Raw genomic sequence first — 16172 nt, forward strand, 5'->3', positions numbered from 1 at the left:
CCGGCCGGCACGACCGCGAGGAGGCCCGACATGGGTGACCTGCGCAAGCCCTTCCTGCTGCTCGCGCTTGTCGCGGTCACGCTTGTGGTCCTCGTCGAGGTCGGATCGTCACTGCTCACCGGGGGTGGGGACGCCACCGGCGCGCTGCTGGCCGGCGCGGCGGACCTCGGCGTGGAGGTGGACGCCGGCGGGATCAGCGAGCCCTCCGGGCGGGGTACGAGCTACCTGGCGCTGATCGACGTGGTGGCGCTGTGGACCACGGGCCTGTTCTGCCTGAGCCTGGTCGTGCCCGAACGGGTGCAGGGCCGCATCCAGGGTGTGGCGACGCTGATCTTCTCGATCCTGCTCATCCTGGGCTCGCTCGTGCTGCTGATCATCGCCTTCGTGGAGCTGACCATCATGGTGTCGCTGTTCCTGGCCGTGCCGTTCGGCACCCTGGCGTACCTGGCGCTGTGGGGCTTCTTCCCGGTCGGCGACGCGAGCCTGCTGCTGGGCCTGGCGCTGCTGCTGAAGCTGGTCTGGGCGGTGCTGCTGCTGCTCGCCCAGCCACGGTTCGCCCAGAACAAGGGCCTCGTGCTGCTGGCGCTCACCACGCTGCTCTGCACCGTCGTGCTGGAGTTCCTGCACCGGCTCGTCCCGGTCATCGTGGTGAGCATCCTCGACGACGTGGGGGCGCTGATCTTCGCCATCGTGGCCATCGTCTGGGGTCTGGTGCTGCTGATCGGCTCCATCCCCGCCATCGTCAAGTCCGTGCGGGTGACCGCCGCCCTGCCCACCCGCTGACGTTCGCGGTATCGCCAGCGCGCCGGTGAATTGTCTGTGACCCTGACGGCGTGGATCCGACGCCGGCGCGCGACGCGGTGGAGCTGCGCGTGCACGGCATCTCCGGGGTGAGCGCGGAACGGATCCTCGACCACCCGATGGTGGTCCGCGTCGCAGGGGACCGGCACGCGGGCTTCTTCCGACCACGCAGCGGCAGCGGCGCCGCCGTGGGCGCCGCCGCCGGGGTTGCCGTCGAGGCGTACCGCTGGGGGTCCCTGACCGCCGGCGCCGCCGTCCGGACGGCCTCGATGCTGCTGTTGCTGCCGTTCATGCTGAGCAACCTGGCGATCTGGATGCGGCCGCCCGGCCGGGACCGGTGGGGACTGCTCGGCATACTGTGCCGCCTGCTCGCCGGCACCCTCACCGTCACCTTCGTGTTGGCGATCGTCGGCGTCACCCTGGATCTGGTCGGCTGGCAGTGCGTCCCGTACCCCGGTTGCCGCGCCGGCCGTCCCTACCTGGCCTGGCTCTACGCGCTGCCGTCCGGCCCGCGGCTGGCCCTGCTGTCGGTCGTCCCACTGATCGCGCTGCAGGTCGTCTGGGCGATCGGCACCCGGTCCACGCGGGCGTTCGAGGGATTCGGCCCGTCGTCCGCCCAGCACACCACCAGCGGGACCGACGATCTCGACGACGCCGGTTTCTGGAACGACGAGCGGACGATCGGATGGCTGCGTCAGATCCACATCGCGCTCGGCGTCGGCACCCTGGACGTCAGCCTGCTCGCGGGCATCTCGCCGGGCGGCCCCGGCGCACCCGGGCACGTCGTGCAGTTCGTCGCCGCCGTCGGGCTGCTCGTGCTCTGTGTCGTCCTGCTCGGCCGGCCCGTGCCCACGAGCATGGCACAGGGCCGGCGCCTGCTGCGGCCGCTGTGGGCGATCGTCGTGGCGGTGACCGCGCTGTGCCTCGGTACGGCAGTGCTCGCCGGCGCGCGGCCGTCCGGTTCCGGCAAACTGCCCGGCTACGAGGGCGCCGCCGCCGGGGTGGTCGCGGTGCAGGGTGTCCTGCTCATCGTCCTGACGGCCGTCACGTACGCCCGCCAACGCGGCGGCCGCCACCGCGCCTTCCTCCGCGGGCTCGGCACCCCGATCCTGGCAGCGGCGGCGGTGAGCATCGGCGCGGCCTTCACCGCCAGCCTGGTCTACCGGACCGCCGACATCCTCGACCACGGTGACATCCCCGACCCGCTGCGACCCAACGCGCCGGTCGTCGGCCCGCTGGAGCCGCCGGTCGCCTACTGGTGGGCGGCGCTCGCCGGACTCGCGGCGCTGCTGATCGGGGCGGCGGCCGCCTCGGCCACCCTCCTGCTGAGCCGTCGGCGGCGGCACGGGTTGGCCGCGAGCATCATCGAACGGGACTACCCGGACGCGTCGCCCGAGGACGCCCATCGGCTGCGGCTGGTCCGGGAGACCATCGCCCGGTCCCAGATCACCGAGGAGCTGGGACCGGTGCTGCTCGCGTTTCTGGTGATCGCGACACTCGGCCTGGCCACCGTCGCCCTCGACGTGATCGGGATCGGTCCCACCCAGCTCGCCGCCCACGTCGGTGCAGAGGGCGGTGCGGCGGGGCTCGTCGTGGCGTATCTGACCGATGCCGGTGTCTGGGTGATCAGCCTGCTGGTGATCTGCCTCCTGATCCTCGGTTTTCGCGCGTACCGGTCGTCCCAGACCCGGCGGCTGGTGGCGGTGCTGTGGGACCTCGGCACCTTCTGGCCGCGTACGGTGCACCCCTTCGCGCCGCCCTGCTACGCCGCCCGCGCCGTCCCGGAGCTGGCGAAACGGGTCACCGGGCTGGCCCGGGCCGGCCCGGTGGTCCTCTCGGGGCACAGCCACGGCTCGGTGCTCGCCGCCGCCACGATCCTGCAGCTACCGCCCGCCGTGCTGGCCAGGGTCTCGTTGCTGACCTACGGATCGCCGCTGGGGCGCACGTACGCCCGGCTCTATCCCGCGTACCTGGGACCGCCGACGCTCGTCGACCTGGGTGAGCGGATCGGGTGGCGGTGGCGCAACCTGTGGCGGGACACCGATCCCATCGGTGGGCCGATCTTCGCCGACGCACCACCGGTGCGCGTCGACCCGGCGGCGGGCGACGTCGACATCCGGCTCCGCGATCCCCGAAGCCTGACCATCGACCCGGCGGACACCGTGCCGCCCCCGATCGAGCGGCACTGGCCGTACCACACGCAGGCCGCGTACCAGGTGGCGGTCGCCGAGCTGGCCGGCCGGTCCTGACCACGCGGCTGCCTACCGAACGCGGTGACCCCCGGCCGATCGGACCAGGGCACCGGCGGTGGCGACGTCCAGGGCACCGTCGGCGACGACGACCCGGTGTCGGCCGCGCCGTGTCGCGCCGGCCGCGATGGTCACCTGTCGCTCGAACGCGAAGGCCACCCCCACCCCCGGATACATCGCGGTCCGCACGAACCATTGGTCGCCGTCGCCGAGACCGTCGAAGACGAGGGTGTACGCCCCACCGCCCGCCCCGACGCCGACGAGGGCGACCCACGGCTCGGCGGAACCGTTGACGGCCTCCTCCCCCGTCGCGCCGGCGCTGAACACTCTGGCGGGCTCGGCCGAGACCGCCCGCCAGAAGAACCCGCCGTACCCGGCCCCGCCGGGGCGACCGTTGGTGGCCGGGCTGCCCAGCCGCACGTCCTGCCCAGCAGGGGCACTGAGCGTGTAGTCCACCTCCAGCCGCCAGGCCGGCAGCTCCCCCGCCGGCCCCGTGCCGGTCAGGCCGACGGCAGCGAGGCTGCGGCGCTCGTCGAGCAGCACCGCCCCGCCCGGGTCGCGCCATTGCAGCCGGTGGGCCAGCCGGTCCGCGGACCGCTGCGACCAGCCGGTGTGCGCGATCCGCCCGTGGTCCTCGCGCCACGTGTAGCCGACGCCGCGCACGTAGGTGCGCCCGCCCCAGAGGTTGGTGCCGTTGACGTCCTGCACGGCGAGGGACGCGCCGAGGTGCCACACGTGGTCGGCGGGGAGCGCGTCGGTGACCACAGTGCCGCCGAGGGTGCGTACCGGGTGCAGGTACGGCCGGGGTCCGTGCCGCGCGTCCAGCGCCGGGTCCACCACGTACCGGGCCACCTCCGTCCCGCCCACCAGCAGCCGCGCCGGCTCCTCGGCGGGGTCGGTGCCGGTGCGGGCCGCCGCGCCGCCGCCGGCGGCGGGGTCGGCGCTCACGGCAGCTCCGGCGCGGCGGAGACCGGCCGGGGCCCGGCGGGGGCCGGCCGGGCGCCGTGGACACCGACGCAAGCCGGCCGGGCGCCGTCGACACCGGCGGGGGCCGGTCGGCGGCCGGCGACGGCGTGCAGGGCGGCCACGGTGTAGCCGGCGAGGATCGGCACCGCGACCGGCGTGACGAGGACGGCGAGCAGCCCGGCCAGCGCGGTCACCCCGGTGAGGGCGGCCCAGCGGATCGGCGCGTCGAGGCAGGCGCGGGCGGCCCGGCGGGCCGCGACCCGCCACCGCCCGCCCCCGTCGCCGCCCACCTCGACGACGACCAGCCCGGCGTACCCGGCCAGACCGGCCGCGATCAGCGCGGTCACCGCCAGCGTCGGCGGGCCGCCCGGCACCCGGCCGGCGGCCAGCGCCGCCAGGTCGGCGGCGAGCAGCCCGGCCACGGTGAGCGCGAGCAGACCGACCGGCACGCCGGGCAGCACCGCGCGGCCGAACCGGCGCGCGGTGGTCCGCGCCGACGGCCAGCTGCCGGTACGCGTCAGGTCGTGCACGGCCGCGCTGGCCGTGCCGACGGCCGCGGCGGCGGTGAGCACCGGCGCCGCCGCCAGGGTCAGCAGGATGCCGAGCAGCGCGAGGTCGGCGGCGTCGCGGGCGACGTCGCGCCAGTCCCGCCGCCCGACGGCGTCGACCGGTTCAGCCCTTGATGCCACTGGTGTTGATCCCCTCGACGAGCATCCGCTGGAAGGCGACGAAGAACAGGAAGACCGGCAGCAGCGACAGCACCGACATGGCGAACATCGGCCCGACCGCGCTCTGGCTGGTCGAGTCGATGAACAGGGTCAGCGCTACCGGCACGGTGTAGTCCTGGAGCTGGGACAGGAAGACCAGCTGGCGGAAGAAGTCGTTCCAGGTCCAGATGAACGAGAAGATCGCGGTCGTGACCAGCGCGGGACGGCTCAGCGGCAGGATGATGTGCCGGAAGATGCCGTACGGGCCGGCGCCGTCGATCCGGGCCGCCTCGTCCAGCTCGCGCGGGACGCCGCGCATGAACTGCACCATGAGGAAGACGAAGAACGCCTCGGTGGCCAGGAACTGCGGGATGAGCAGCGGCAGGTACGGCCAGTCGCCGCCGACCAGCCCGAGCGTCCGGAACAGGATGTACTGCGGCACGATCAGCACGTGCTGGGGCAGCAGCAGCGTACCGATCATGACGGCGAACCACATGCCACGCAGTCGGAACCGCAGCCGGGCGAAGGCGTACGCGGCGAGCAGGCAGGACAGCCCGTTGCCGACGACGGTGAGCAGGCTGACCATCGCGCTGTTGAGGAAGAACCGGCCGAAGCTGACGTCGAAGTTGGACCACCCGGCGGTGTAGTTGCCCGGGGTGAAGCGCTCGGGCAGCAGCCCGATGTTGTTGACGATCTCCTCCTGGGACTTCACCGATGTGCCGACCATCCAGATCAGCGGGTAGAGCACCGCGGCGACGATCACCACCAGGATCAGCAGCCGCAGCAGGGACCGGCCGCCGGGCCGCCGGCGGACTGTCGGCGGCGCGGTAGGCGTCGGTACGTCGGCCGCCGGATTCACCGCCACCATCACCGGTCCTCCCCGTCGGAGTAGTGCACCCAGAACCGTCCGGTGCTGAAGAAGATCGCGGTGATGACCGCGATGGCGAGCAGGAACACCCAGGCCATCGCCGAGGCGTAGCCCATGTTGAGGTCGGTGAAGCCGGTGATGTAGAGGTTCAGCGTGTACATGAGGGTGGAGTCGACCGGGCCGCCGGTGCCGTTGCTGAGCACGAACGCGGCGGTGAAGCCCTGAAAGCCGTTGATCGTCTCCAGCACCAGGTTGAAGAAGATGACCGGGGAGAGCATCGGCAGCGTGACGTTGCGGAACTGGCGGAACCTGCCGGCGCCGTCGACCGAGGCGGCCTCGTACAGCTCGGTGGGCACCTGCTTGAGCCCGGCCAGGAAGATCACCATCGGTGCGCCGAACTGCCAGATGGCGAGCACCATCAGCGTCTGAAGGGCCCAGTCGGGGTCGTTGACCCACGGTCTGCCGGTGATGCCGACGAGGCTCAGCAGCGAGTTGAACGCGCCGTCGCGGTTGAACATGTTGACCCAGACGATGGCCAGCGCGACGCTGCCGCCGAGCAGCGACGGCAGGTAGAACAGCCCGCGGAACAGGCCGACGCCGCGCCAGGCACGGTTGAGCAGCAACGCCACGCCGAGCGCCGCGGCCAGCTTCAGCGGCACCGCGACCAGCGCGAACGTCAGGGTGACCCGCACCGCGTGCCAGTACGACGGGTCGGCGGTGAACATCCGCTCGTAGTTGGCGAACCCCACCCACTCCACCTCGGAGAACGGGGTGAGGATGTCGTAGTTGGTGAAGCTCAGGTAGAGCGACAGCAGCATGGGAACCGCCGTGACACCCATCAGGCCGATGAGCCACGGCGACAGGAAGACGTACCCCGCCAGACCTTCGCTGTGCCGGATGCTGCCGGGCCCACGCCGCGAGGCGTGGGCCCGGTCGGATCCGGGGCCGCGTCGGGTCGGGTCGGGCGCCGTGGTCAACGCCACGAACAGCTCCTCTCCTCGCCTCGTGCGGCGGTCAGGCGATGGCGGACTTGCACGCCTCGACGAACTGGGCGGCGGCCTGCGCGGAGGTGGCCCGGCCGTACTGCACGTTCTCGGCAGCCTTGACCAGCTCGGACTTGACCTTGCTGTGTCCCTTGATCGGCACCTGCGGGGACTGGCCGAACTTCTGCGCCAGCTCGGTCTCGACAGCGATGGACTGCTTCATCGCCGGGTCGGTGGTGTCGTCGCTGACCACCCGGCGCAGGTCCAGGTTGGACGGCAGGCCGCGGTCGGTGCCGAGCAGCTTGACCGCCTCCTGGTCGTTGTTCAAGAAGTCGATCACGTCGACCGCGACGTCCTTGTTCTTGCTGCCCTTGAACACCGACCAGTACATGGAGGCCCGGGCCCACTGCGCGCTGGGGTCACCGGGATAGGCGACGACCCCCAGCTCGTCCTTGGTGTTCTTCTTCAGGTCGGGCATCTGGTTGGCCCAGACCCAACTGGTGCCGGCCTTGCCGGTGACCACCAGCTGCTTGGTGACGTCGCTGGAGTTGCCCTCGTGGATGACGTCGGCGCTCGGGGTGGCCTTGCGGTCCCGGGCGCCCTTCCACAGGTCGAACCACGCGGTCACGTCCTCGGCCGCGAAGCCCAGCTCGTTGCCCTTGTAGAGGTCCTTGCCCTGCTGGCGCAGCCAGATCCAGTACGCCTTGTAGTCGGCGCTGGGGTCCTGCGTGCCGGGCACACCGGTCTTCTCCGACACCTGGGCGGCCCAGGCGATGTGCTGCTCCCAGGTCATCCCGGTGGTGGGCTCGGGCAGGTTGTGCTTGGTCAGCAGGGTCTTGTTGTAGACCAGGCCCTGGGTGTTCTCCCCGGCGGCCACCCCGGCCAGTTTGCCGTCGACCACGCCGTACTCCAGCAGGCTCTTGGGGAACTTGGTGACGTCGAGCTTGCCGGAGTCCTGGTAGCTCTTCAGGTCGAGTGTGGTGCTGCGGGCCGCGTACTCGGCGAGGTAGTTGTCGTCGATCTGGAACAGGTCCGGCGGATTGCCGCCGGCGGTGAGCGTGGCGAGCTTGTCGAAGTAGCCCTGGTTGGCCTGCCAGGTCTTCTCGAAGGTCACGTTCGGGTGCTTCTTGGTGTAGAGGGCCAGGGCGTCCTCGGTCAGCTTGGCGCGGGCGTCGCCGCCCCACCAGAAGATCGAGAGCTTGACCGGGGCGTTCGGATCGGCGGCGCCGTCATCGTCGCCGCAGGCCGCGGCGCCGAACATCAGCGGCGCGGCGACGGTCGCGGCGAGCAGGCCGCGCAGGAGTCGCCGCCGGGGCACCGGGGTACCGTGATGGCGCCCGACGGACGTGTCGGTGGTGGGGGGCGTTGCGGGGTGCATGTGCGCTCACTCCTCGGCATTAGGAGGCGACGGCGTCACCGGTGGCCGCGGTCGGGACGCCCGGGCCCGCAGGGCAATGCGGGTCCGGGCCAGGCGGCGCGGCCAGGGGACGTGCCGGTCGGGCGTGCGGGCCCGGGCCGGTCGAGTCGCGGATGACCAGGTCGGTCTGGAGCATTACCTGTGCGGTGGTACGACGGACGCCGAGCGCCGTGCCGGCACCGGGCCCCCGCGCGCCGCGCGGTGACTCGATGTCCTGTTGCAGCAGCATGTCGACGGCCGTCCGGCCAGCGGCCCCGGTGGGTGTGGCCACCGTCGTCAATTTGGGGCGGGTGAGCCGACTCAGGGCGATGTCGTCGACCCCGACGACACTCACCTCCTGCGGCACCCGGACCCCGAGCGCGTCCAGCCCCTCGATGAGGCCGATCGCCATCAGGTCGTTGTAGGCGAGCACTGCCGTCACGCCGCTGCGCCGCACCTGGTCGGCGACGGCGAGGCCGCCGGTCTCGGTGGGCGCGTTGGGGCCGAGCACGGTCAGCTCCACGCCGCCGCTGCGGGCGGCGGTGGTTGCGGAGCGGCGCATCTCCCGGTTGGTCCACGAGCTGCGGGGGCCGCCGAGCAACGCGATGCCGCGGTGACCGAGACCGATCAGGTGCTCGATCGCCGCCCGGGCGCCCTGCCCGACGTCCATCAGGACGCACGGCAGGCCGGTGACCTGGCGGTTCACCACCACCAGCGGCACCTCCCGGCTGAGCTGCTCGATCAGGCTGTTGCTCATCCGCGGACTGCACAGCAGCACCCCGTCGACCTGCTTGGCGAGCGCGTGGACCAGCTCCTCCTCGGCGGTCGGGTCCTCGTTGGTGTCGGCCACGAAGACGTGGTAGTCGCGATGGCGGGCCTGGCTCTCCGCCGCCTTGATCAGCGGCGGGAAGAACGGGTTCGCGATGTCCGCGATGATCAGGCCGATGTTGTGCGTCCGCCCGGTGATCAGGGCCCGGGCGGCGCGGTTCGGCCGGTAGCCCAGGTCCTCGGCGCAGGCCAGCACCCGGACCCGGGTCTCGGGGTTGACCAGGTGCGGGGCCGAGAAGGTGCGGGACACGGTGGAGATGTGCACCCCGGAGGCGCGGGCGACGTCCCGGATGGTGACTGGCACGGCGGGCCCTTCGTCCGATGTGGCGACGGTCACGTGGGTGCCGCCAATTAATGCAAACGGTTGCGCCAGTGTCAACGGTCAATGGTTGCGGTTCTGTTGCGTCGACGCTCCCCGTGGTGACATACAACGCCGCATACACGGACATTTATCGCCGATTGCGGCGTCGCCGTTGACGCCATCGCATTGATCGTGGTTACTTCACTGCAAACCTTTGCAGGGATCACCTGGGGGCGATCGCATGTCACCGAGATCCGACGGCCGCGTCCGCCACGCCGTCGTGGGCACCGGCGCACGGGCCGAGATGTTCGTCCGTGCCCTGGTGCTCGACCACGCCGACACCACCGAGCTGGTCGCCTTCGCCGACGTCAACCAGGCCCGGATGGACGCGCACAACCGCTGGCTCGCCGAGCTGGGTCACCGTCCGGTGCCGACGTACCCGGCCGGTGAGTTCCGGGCCATGCTGGACAAGGAGCGGGTCGACGTCGTGCTGGTGACCAGTGTGGACGTCACCCACGACGAGTACGTGGTGGCCGCGCTGCGCGCCGGCCGGGACGTCGTCACCGAGAAGCCGATGACCGTCGACGCCGCGCGCTGCCGGCGCATCCTGGACGCGGTTTCCGAGACCGGCGGCCGGGTGACTGTCGCCTTCAACTACCGCTACAACCCGCTGCACGAGCAGGTCCGGCGCCTACTCGCCGACGGCGCCGTCGGTGAGATCGGCTCGGTGCACTTCGAGTGGCTGCTCGACGTGCGGCACGGCGCCGACTACTTCCGCCGCTGGCACCGCGACAAGGCCACCTCCGGCGGGCTGATGGTGCACAAGGCCAGCCACCACTTCGACCTGGTCAACTGGTGGCTGGGGGCCACCCCGGTCGAGGTGTACGCCGCCGGCCGCCTGTTCTTCTACGGCGAGGCCGGTCGCCGGCACGGCTACGCCCGCGACTACGAGCGGGCGTACGGCTCCCCCGCCGCCGTCGACGACCCGTTCGCGTTGCGCCTCGACGCCCACCCTTGGCTGCGGGAGCTGTACCTCGACGCCGAGGCCGAGGACGGCTACCAGCGCGACCGCAACGTGTTCGCCCCGGGCGTGAGCATCGAGGACGACATGGCCGTGCTCGCCCGCTACTCCACCGGCGCCACGATGACCTACCACCTCACGGCGTACGCCCCCTGGGAGGGTTACCGGGTGATGGTCAACGGCAGCCGGGGGCGCCTCGAACTGGAGGTGACCGAGAACGACTTCGTCGACCGGGGCACGGCGGGCGCGGTCAAGGGCGCGGCGCTGCACGGCGTCGAGGCGCCGGCCGAAGGGGGCGGCGCGACGCTCACCCTGCGCCAGTTCTGGGAACCACCCCGGCAGATCCCCGTCGAGGGTCGTACCCGCCACGGGCACGGCGGCGCGGACGCCCGGATGACCGCGGTGCTCCTGGGCGGCCAGCCCGATCCGCTGGGCCGCGCCGCGACGGCCGACGACGGCGCGCTGGCCCTGCTCACCGGCCTGGCCGCCAACCGGTCCTTCGAGACCGGGCAACCGGTGCGGGTCGCCGATCTGCTCACCCCCCGCTGACCATCGACGAGGAGCCCAGCCCCGTGCCGACGTCCGACCACACCGACCTGCTCCTGCCCTCCGAGCCCGGGCAGCGCGCGATCGCCCGGGAGCTGTACGCCCTCGCGGCGCAGCAGCCGATCATCTCGCCGCACGGGCACGTCGACCCGGCCCTGCTCGCGCAGGACCAGCCGTTTCCCGACCCGGCGCGGCTGCTCATCGTGCCCGACCACTACCTGACGAGGATGCTGCTCAGCCAGGGTGTCCCCCCGTCGGACCTGGGCGTGCCGACCCGCGACGGCAGCCCGACCGAGACCGACGGCCGGACGATCTGGCGGCGCTTCGCCGCGCACTGGCACCTGTTCCGGGGCACCCCGTCGCGGCTCTGGCTGGAGCAGACCTTCCGCACCGTGTTCGGGGTGCACACCCCGCTCGGCACGGCCACCGCCGACACCGTCTACGACGAGATCGCGGCCCGCCTCGCCGAGCCGGACTTCCGGCCCCGGGCGCTGTTCGAGCGGTTCGGAATCGAGGTGCTCGCGACCACCGAGTCGCCGCTGGACGACCTCGCGCAGCACGCCAAGCTCGCCGCCGACGGGTGGGGCGGGCCGGGCGGCCGGGTGGTCACCACGTTCCGCCCGGACGACGTGGTGGACATGGAGTACGAGGGCTGGTCGTCCAACGTGGCGCGTCTCGGCGCGTTGACCGGCGAGGACACCGGCACGTACACCGGTTATCTGGCCGCGCTGCGGGCCCGGCGAGCCGCGTTCATCGCGGCCGGGGCGACCTCGTCGGACCACGGCCACCCCACCGCCCGCACCCTGGACCTGACCCCGGCCGAGGCCGCCCGCCTCTACGACCGGGGCCTGCGCGGCGAGGCCGACGCGGCCGACGCGGAGGCGTTCCGGGCGCACATGCTGATGGAGTTCGCCCGGATGTCGCTCGACGACGGCCTGGTCATGCAGCTGCACCCCGGCGCGGTGCGCAACCACAACCGCTGGCTGTACGAGCGGCACGGCCGCGACGTCGGCGGGGACGTGCCGCAGGCCACCGAGTACGTGCACGCGCTCGCGCCGCTGCTGGAGCGCCACGGCAACGATCCTCGGCTGCGGGTGGTGCTCTACACGCTCGACGAGGACACCTTCACCCGCGAGCTGGCGCCCCTCGCGGGCGGCTACGCCGCGCTGCTGCTCGGCGCACCCTGGTGGTTCCTGGACTCCCCCGAGGTGCTGCGCCGGTTCCGCGAGACGGTCACCGAGAGCGCCGGCTTCTACAACACCACCGGGTTCGTCGACGACACCCGGGCGTTCTGCTCCATCCCGGTACGCCACGACGTGGCCCGCCGGGTCGACGCCGGTTTCCTGGCCCGGCTGGTCGCCGAGCACCGGCTGCCGCTGGACGAGGCCGCCGAGACGATCGTCGACCTGGCGTACCGGCTGCCCAAGCGGGTCTTCAACTTCGAAGGGGTTGGCCATTGAGTGTCACCATCACGTCCGTCGAGGTGCACGACGTGCGGTTCCCGACCGCCGCTCGGGGCGACGGGTCCGACGCGATCAACCGGGGTGACTACTCGGCGACGTACGTCGAGCTGGGCACCGACGCCGGGCCGGTCGGCGCGGGGTTCACCTTCACCAACGGCCGGGGCAACGAGATCACCTGCGCGGCGGTGCGGGCGCTGGCCCACCACGTGAAGGGGCGGACGGTCGAGGAGATCGCGGCCGAGCCCGTGGCGTTCTGGCGTTCGCTCAGCGCCGACGTGCAGTTGCGCTGGCTGGGGCCGGAGAAGGGCGTCATCCACATGGCGACCGGCGCGCTCGTCAACGCCGTGTGGGACCTGCGGGCCAGGATCGCCGGCAAGCCGATGTGGCGGTTCCTCGCCGAACTGCCGACCGACGAGCTGGTCGCCAGCGTCGACTTCAAGCACATCACCGACGCGCTCACCCCCGACGACGCCGCCGCCATCCTCGACAAGGGACGCGACGGCCTCGCCGACCGGTTGGCCACCCTCGAACGCGACGGCTTTCCCTCGTACACCACCTCGGTGGGTTGGCTCGGCTACCCCGACGACAAGGTGCGGTCGTTGACGCGGCAGGCGTACGACGACGGGTGGCGGGCGATGAAGATGAAGGTGGGCGGCCCGCTGGCCGACGACATACGCCGGGCCCGGATCATCCGCTCCGAGATCGGCCCGGACGCACTGCTGATGATGGACGCCAACCAGGTGTGGGACGTCGACGAGGCGATCACGGCGATGACCGCCCTCGCGGAGGTGGACCCGTACTGGATCGAGGAGCCGACCCACGCCGACGACATCCTCGGGCACGCCCGGATCGCGCGCGCCGTCGACGAGCTGACCGGCGGCCGGTGCCGGGTCGCCACCGGCGAGGTCGCCGCCAACCGGGTGATCTTCAAGCAGCTGCTCCAGGCCGAGGCGATCGGCGTGATGCAGATCGACGCGTGCCGGGTCGGCGGCGTCAACGAGGTGCTGGCCGAGCTGCTGCTGGCGGCGAAGTTCGGGGTGCCGGTCTGCCCGCACGCCGGCGGTGTCGGTCTCTGCGAGTACGTCCAGCACCTGGCGATCTTCGACTACCTGCGGGTGGGCACCGCCCTGGACGGTCGGATGATCGAGTACGTCGACCACCTGCACGAGCACTTCGTCGACCCGGTCCGCACCCGCGGCGGCCGCTATCTGCTGCCCGACCGGCCCGGCTACAGCGCCACCATGAAACAGTCGTCGATCGCCGAGTTCCGCTTCCCGGACGGTCCGGCATGGCGGTGACCGTCGGCGCGTCCCGCCTCGGCCTGGGGGTGCTGCGCCACCTGCCCGTCGAGTCCCGTCCCCTCATCCGGCCGGGCACCGTGCCGACGGGCGTCGTACACCTGGGCCTGGGCGCGTTCCACCGGGCGCACCAGGCCGTCTACACCGAGGCGGCGGTCGGCGCGGCCGGCGGCGACTGGGGCATCGTGGCCGTCGCCCCGCGCAGCACCGCAGTGGTCGAGGCGCTCGCCGCCCAGGACAACCTGTTCAGCGTCAGCGCCCTGTCCGCCGCCGGCACCGCCACCCGGGTGGTGGGCGCGCTCAGCGGCGTACGACATGCTCCCAGCGACCCGGACGCCGTGGTGGCGTTGCTGGCCGACCCGGCGGTGCGCGTCGTGACGCTCACCGTCACCGAGAAGGCGTACCAGCTCGATCCGGTGACCGGCCGGCTGTCCCCGGACGCCGCGCTCGCTGCGGACCTCGCCGGTCAGCAGGCCCCGACGACCGTGCCGGGGCTGCTGCTGCGCGGGCTGGCCGCCCGCGCCGCCGCCGACGCCGGGCCGCTGGCGCTGGTGAGCTGCGACAACCTGCCGGCCAACGGCCGGCGGCTGCGCGGCCTGGTCGACCAGGCGGTCGAACGGGCCGAGGGGGTGCCCGCCGGGCTCGTCGACTGGGTGGTCGCCAACGTGACCTGCCCCGGCACCATGGTGGACCGCATCGTGCCGGCCAGCACCCCGGAGACCATCGACGCGGCCCGCCGGGCGCTCGGCGTGACCGACCTGGCCGCGGTGGCCGCCGAACCGTACGCGCAGTGGGTGATCGAGGACGACTTCCCCGGCGGGCGGCCGGGCTGGGAGCACGCCGGGGCGGTGCTCACCGGCGACGCCGGACCGTGGGAACGGTTGAAGCTGCGCACCCTCAACGGCGTGCACTCGGCAGTGGCGTACCTCGGCGCGCTGGCCGGCCGGGAGACCATCGCCGACGCCCTGGAGATCCCACACCTGACCGACGTGCTGCGCCGGCTGATCGCCGAGGACGTCGCGGCCAGCTTCACGCCACCGGACGGGGTGCGCGTGATCGACTACGGCGAGCAGGTCCTCGCCCGGTTCGCCAACCCGGCGATCCGGCACCGCACCCTCCAGGTCGCGGTGGACGGCTCGCAGAAGCTGCCGCAGCGCATCCTGCACACCATCGCCGACCTGCGCGCGGCCGGACGGTCCGCGCGCTGGGGCGCGCTGGTCGTGGCGTCCTGGTTGCGCTTCGCCCTGGGGTACGCCGACGACGGCGGACCGCTGCCGTTGCAGGACCCCCTCGCGGGACCGATCCGGGCCGCCCTGGACGCCGGCGCGCAGAGCCCGGCCGGCGCGGTGGACGCCGTCTTCGCGCTACGCGAGGTCATCCCGGGCGAGGTGGCCGAGGACGACGAGGTACGTGCCGACGTGACCGCCTGGCTGACCGCGCTCGGACGACACGGCGTCGAGGCGACCCTGGCCGGCGCCCGGTGAGCGGGTCGGCATTCGCTGGTGGCTCGTGAACGGGTCGGTGCCGCCGCCGACGGTGGCGGTGATCGGGGCCAACGGGCACGGCCACTGGCACCGGCGGGTGATCGCGCCGCTGCACGCCGGTGGCCGGCTGCGGCTGGTCGCCCTGGTCGACGTCCAACCGGTGCGCGACGAACGCGAGGCGCCGGTGCCGCCCGGGGTCGGGGTGTTCACCGACCACCGGGCGATGCTCGCCGCCACCCGACCGGAGGTGGTGGTGATCTGCACCCCGCCGCACACGCACCTGCCGATCGCCCGGGACGCCCTGGAGGCCGGCGCGGACCTGCTGCTGGAGAAGCCGCCGGTGCTGTCGCTGGCCGAGCACGACGAGCTGACCGGCGCGCTGGCGGCGACCGGCCGGGTGGCCCAGGTCGGTTTCCAGGCGCTCGGTTCGGCGGCGCTGACCGCGCTGACCGACGCGCTGGCCGCCGGCCGCCTCGGCGCGGTCACCGGCATCGCGACAGTCGCCGCGTGGCAACGGCCGGACGCCTACTACGCCCGATCCCCGTGGGCCGGTCGCCGCAGCGTGGACGGCCGGCCGGTGCTGGACGGCGCGCTGGCCAACCCGCTCGCGCACGCGGTGATGCAGTGCCTGGCCGTCGCCGAGGCGCTCGGCGGGGCGCCACCGTGGCCGGTCGCCATCGAGGTGGAGCGCTACCGGGTGCGGCCGATCGAGGTGGAGGACACGGCGGTGCTGCGGGTGCGGTTCCGCGCCGGCCCACCGGTGCTGGCGGCGGTCACCCTGGCAGCCGAGGAGTTCGTGGCCGGCGAGGTGGTGGTGACCGGCACGTCGGGACGGGCCGTGCTGGAGTACCCCACGGACCGGTTGCGCCTGCCCGGTGACGTGGTGACCCGCCGCGTCCCCGGTCGACAGGGCCTGCTGGAGAACCTGCTCGCCCACCGCGTCGACCCGGCCGGAGTGCCGCTGATCGCCCCGCTGGCCCGTACCGCGCCGTTCACCGCCCTGCTCGACGCGTTGCGGGCCGCGCCCGACCCTCGACTGCTCGACGGGGAGCTGGTCGACGTGGTGGGCGACGGTGACGAGCGGGTGGTGCGGATCCGTGGCGTGGTCGAGGTACTGCGTCGGGCGGCCGAGCAGGGCGCGCTGCCCAGCGAGCAGGGCGTGCCGTGGGCCGTACCGGCGTACCGCGCGCACCTGGCGTAGTGGTGGCGCCCTGCGGTGGCGAGGGTGCTGCTGTTGTCCTTTGCTCTGCTTCAACCGAGG

Annotated in this window: 13 protein-coding genes; 7 read left to right on the plus strand and 6 right to left on the minus strand. The window is 72.8% G+C overall.

Going from position 1 to position 16172, the window contains the following annotated elements; translation table 11 throughout:
• The first annotated feature begins 30 nt into the window (after nucleotides 1-30).
• Both ACLQ27_RS03155 and ACLQ27_RS03160 read left to right on the plus strand, forming a co-directional pair.
• Entirely contained in the window at nucleotides 31-783 is a 753-nt protein-coding gene (locus ACLQ27_RS03155; RefSeq protein ID WP_357497090.1) for a hypothetical protein, read from the plus strand.
• 50 nt (nucleotides 784-833) lie between these two features.
• Nucleotides 834-3050, plus strand: a complete 2217-nt coding sequence (locus ACLQ27_RS03160) for a hypothetical protein (RefSeq protein ID WP_425865528.1) — start codon at nucleotides 834-836, stop codon at nucleotides 3048-3050.
• A 12-nt stretch (nucleotides 3051-3062) separates the two neighbouring features.
• Here the strand turns inward: ACLQ27_RS03160 and ACLQ27_RS03165 are convergent, their stop codons facing one another.
• The 6 genes from ACLQ27_RS03165 to ACLQ27_RS03190 are packed head-to-tail and all read right to left on the minus strand — an operon-like array spanning nucleotide 3063 to nucleotide 9102.
• The gene (locus ACLQ27_RS03165) at nucleotides 3063-3998 is read right to left on the minus strand and encodes a PmoA family protein (RefSeq protein WP_425865529.1); all 936 of its coding nucleotides are present in this window, start codon (nucleotides 3996-3998) and stop codon (nucleotides 3063-3065) included.
• The gene (locus ACLQ27_RS03170) at nucleotides 3995-4705 is read right to left on the minus strand and encodes a hypothetical protein (protein ID WP_357573875.1); all 711 of its coding nucleotides are present in this window, start codon (nucleotides 4703-4705) and stop codon (nucleotides 3995-3997) included. Before ACLQ27_RS03170 ends, ACLQ27_RS03165 begins: the two co-directional genes overlap by 4 nt.
• The gene (locus ACLQ27_RS03175; RefSeq protein WP_357497098.1) at nucleotides 4689-5591 is read right to left on the minus strand and encodes a carbohydrate ABC transporter permease; all 903 of its coding nucleotides are present in this window, start codon (nucleotides 5589-5591) and stop codon (nucleotides 4689-4691) included. The genes ACLQ27_RS03170 and ACLQ27_RS03175 overlap by 17 nt, the downstream gene beginning before the upstream one ends.
• Nucleotides 5591-6574, minus strand: coding sequence for a carbohydrate ABC transporter permease (locus tag ACLQ27_RS03180; protein ID WP_357497100.1), 984 nt, complete (start codon nucleotides 6572-6574; stop codon nucleotides 5591-5593). The genes ACLQ27_RS03175 and ACLQ27_RS03180 overlap by 1 nt, the downstream gene beginning before the upstream one ends.
• Before the next feature lie 31 nt (nucleotides 6575-6605).
• On the minus strand, nucleotides 6606-7952 hold the full coding sequence (locus tag ACLQ27_RS03185) for an ABC transporter substrate-binding protein (protein WP_234590843.1): 1347 nt from the start codon (nucleotides 7950-7952) through the stop codon (nucleotides 6606-6608).
• A gap of 19 nt (nucleotides 7953-7971) precedes the next feature.
• Nucleotides 7972-9102, minus strand: a complete 1131-nt coding sequence (locus tag ACLQ27_RS03190; RefSeq protein WP_425865530.1) for a LacI family DNA-binding transcriptional regulator — start codon at nucleotides 9100-9102, stop codon at nucleotides 7972-7974.
• A 238-nt stretch (nucleotides 9103-9340) separates the two neighbouring features.
• On the opposite strand from ACLQ27_RS03190, the gene ACLQ27_RS03195 reads away from it, so the two are divergent.
• Genes ACLQ27_RS03195 through ACLQ27_RS03215 form a run of 5 tightly spaced genes read left to right on the plus strand, consistent with a single transcriptional unit; the run spans nucleotide 9341 to nucleotide 16112 of the window.
• On the plus strand, nucleotides 9341-10669 hold the full coding sequence (locus ACLQ27_RS03195; RefSeq protein WP_425865531.1) for a Gfo/Idh/MocA family protein: 1329 nt from the start codon (nucleotides 9341-9343) through the stop codon (nucleotides 10667-10669).
• A 23-nt stretch (nucleotides 10670-10692) separates the two neighbouring features.
• Entirely contained in the window at nucleotides 10693-12126 is a 1434-nt protein-coding gene (gene uxaC / locus ACLQ27_RS03200) for a glucuronate isomerase (protein WP_357573878.1), read from the plus strand.
• A complete protein-coding gene (locus ACLQ27_RS03205; protein WP_425865532.1) occupies nucleotides 12123-13427 on the plus strand; it encodes an enolase C-terminal domain-like protein in 1305 nt (434 codons plus the stop codon). Before uxaC ends, ACLQ27_RS03205 begins: the two co-directional genes overlap by 4 nt.
• Nucleotides 13418-14911 (plus strand): mannitol dehydrogenase family protein, encoded by a 1494-nt coding sequence (locus ACLQ27_RS03210; protein WP_425865533.1) that lies wholly within the window; start codon nucleotides 13418-13420, stop codon nucleotides 14909-14911. The genes ACLQ27_RS03205 and ACLQ27_RS03210 overlap by 10 nt, the downstream gene beginning before the upstream one ends.
• A gap of 25 nt (nucleotides 14912-14936) precedes the next feature.
• A complete protein-coding gene (locus ACLQ27_RS03215) occupies nucleotides 14937-16112 on the plus strand; it encodes a Gfo/Idh/MocA family protein (protein WP_357497110.1) in 1176 nt (391 codons plus the stop codon).
• Nucleotides 16113-16172: the final 60 nt, after the last annotated feature.

The sequence above is a fragment of the Micromonospora sp. DT63 genome (genome assembly GCF_049841615.1).
In the GTDB taxonomy this organism is placed as follows: Bacteria; Actinomycetota; Actinomycetes; order Mycobacteriales; family Micromonosporaceae; genus Micromonospora.

What these genes read in the sequence shown, in the direction of transcription:
- ACLQ27_RS03175 (WP_357497098.1), bottom strand. Translation starts at nt 5,591, where the DNA reads ATGGTGGCGGTGAATCCGGCGGCCGACGTACCGACGCCTACCGCGCCG.
- ACLQ27_RS03155 (WP_357497090.1), top strand. Translation starts at nt 31, where the DNA reads ATGGGTGACCTGCGCAAGCCCTTCCTGCTGCTCGCGCTTGTCGCGGTC.
- ACLQ27_RS03195 (WP_425865531.1), top strand. Translation starts at nt 9,341, where the DNA reads ATGTCACCGAGATCCGACGGCCGCGTCCGCCACGCCGTCGTGGGCACC.
- ACLQ27_RS03185 (WP_234590843.1), bottom strand. Translation starts at nt 7,952, where the DNA reads ATGCACCCCGCAACGCCCCCCACCACCGACACGTCCGTCGGGCGCCAT.
- ACLQ27_RS03210 (WP_425865533.1), top strand. Translation starts at nt 13,418, where the DNA reads ATGGCGGTGACCGTCGGCGCGTCCCGCCTCGGCCTGGGGGTGCTGCGC.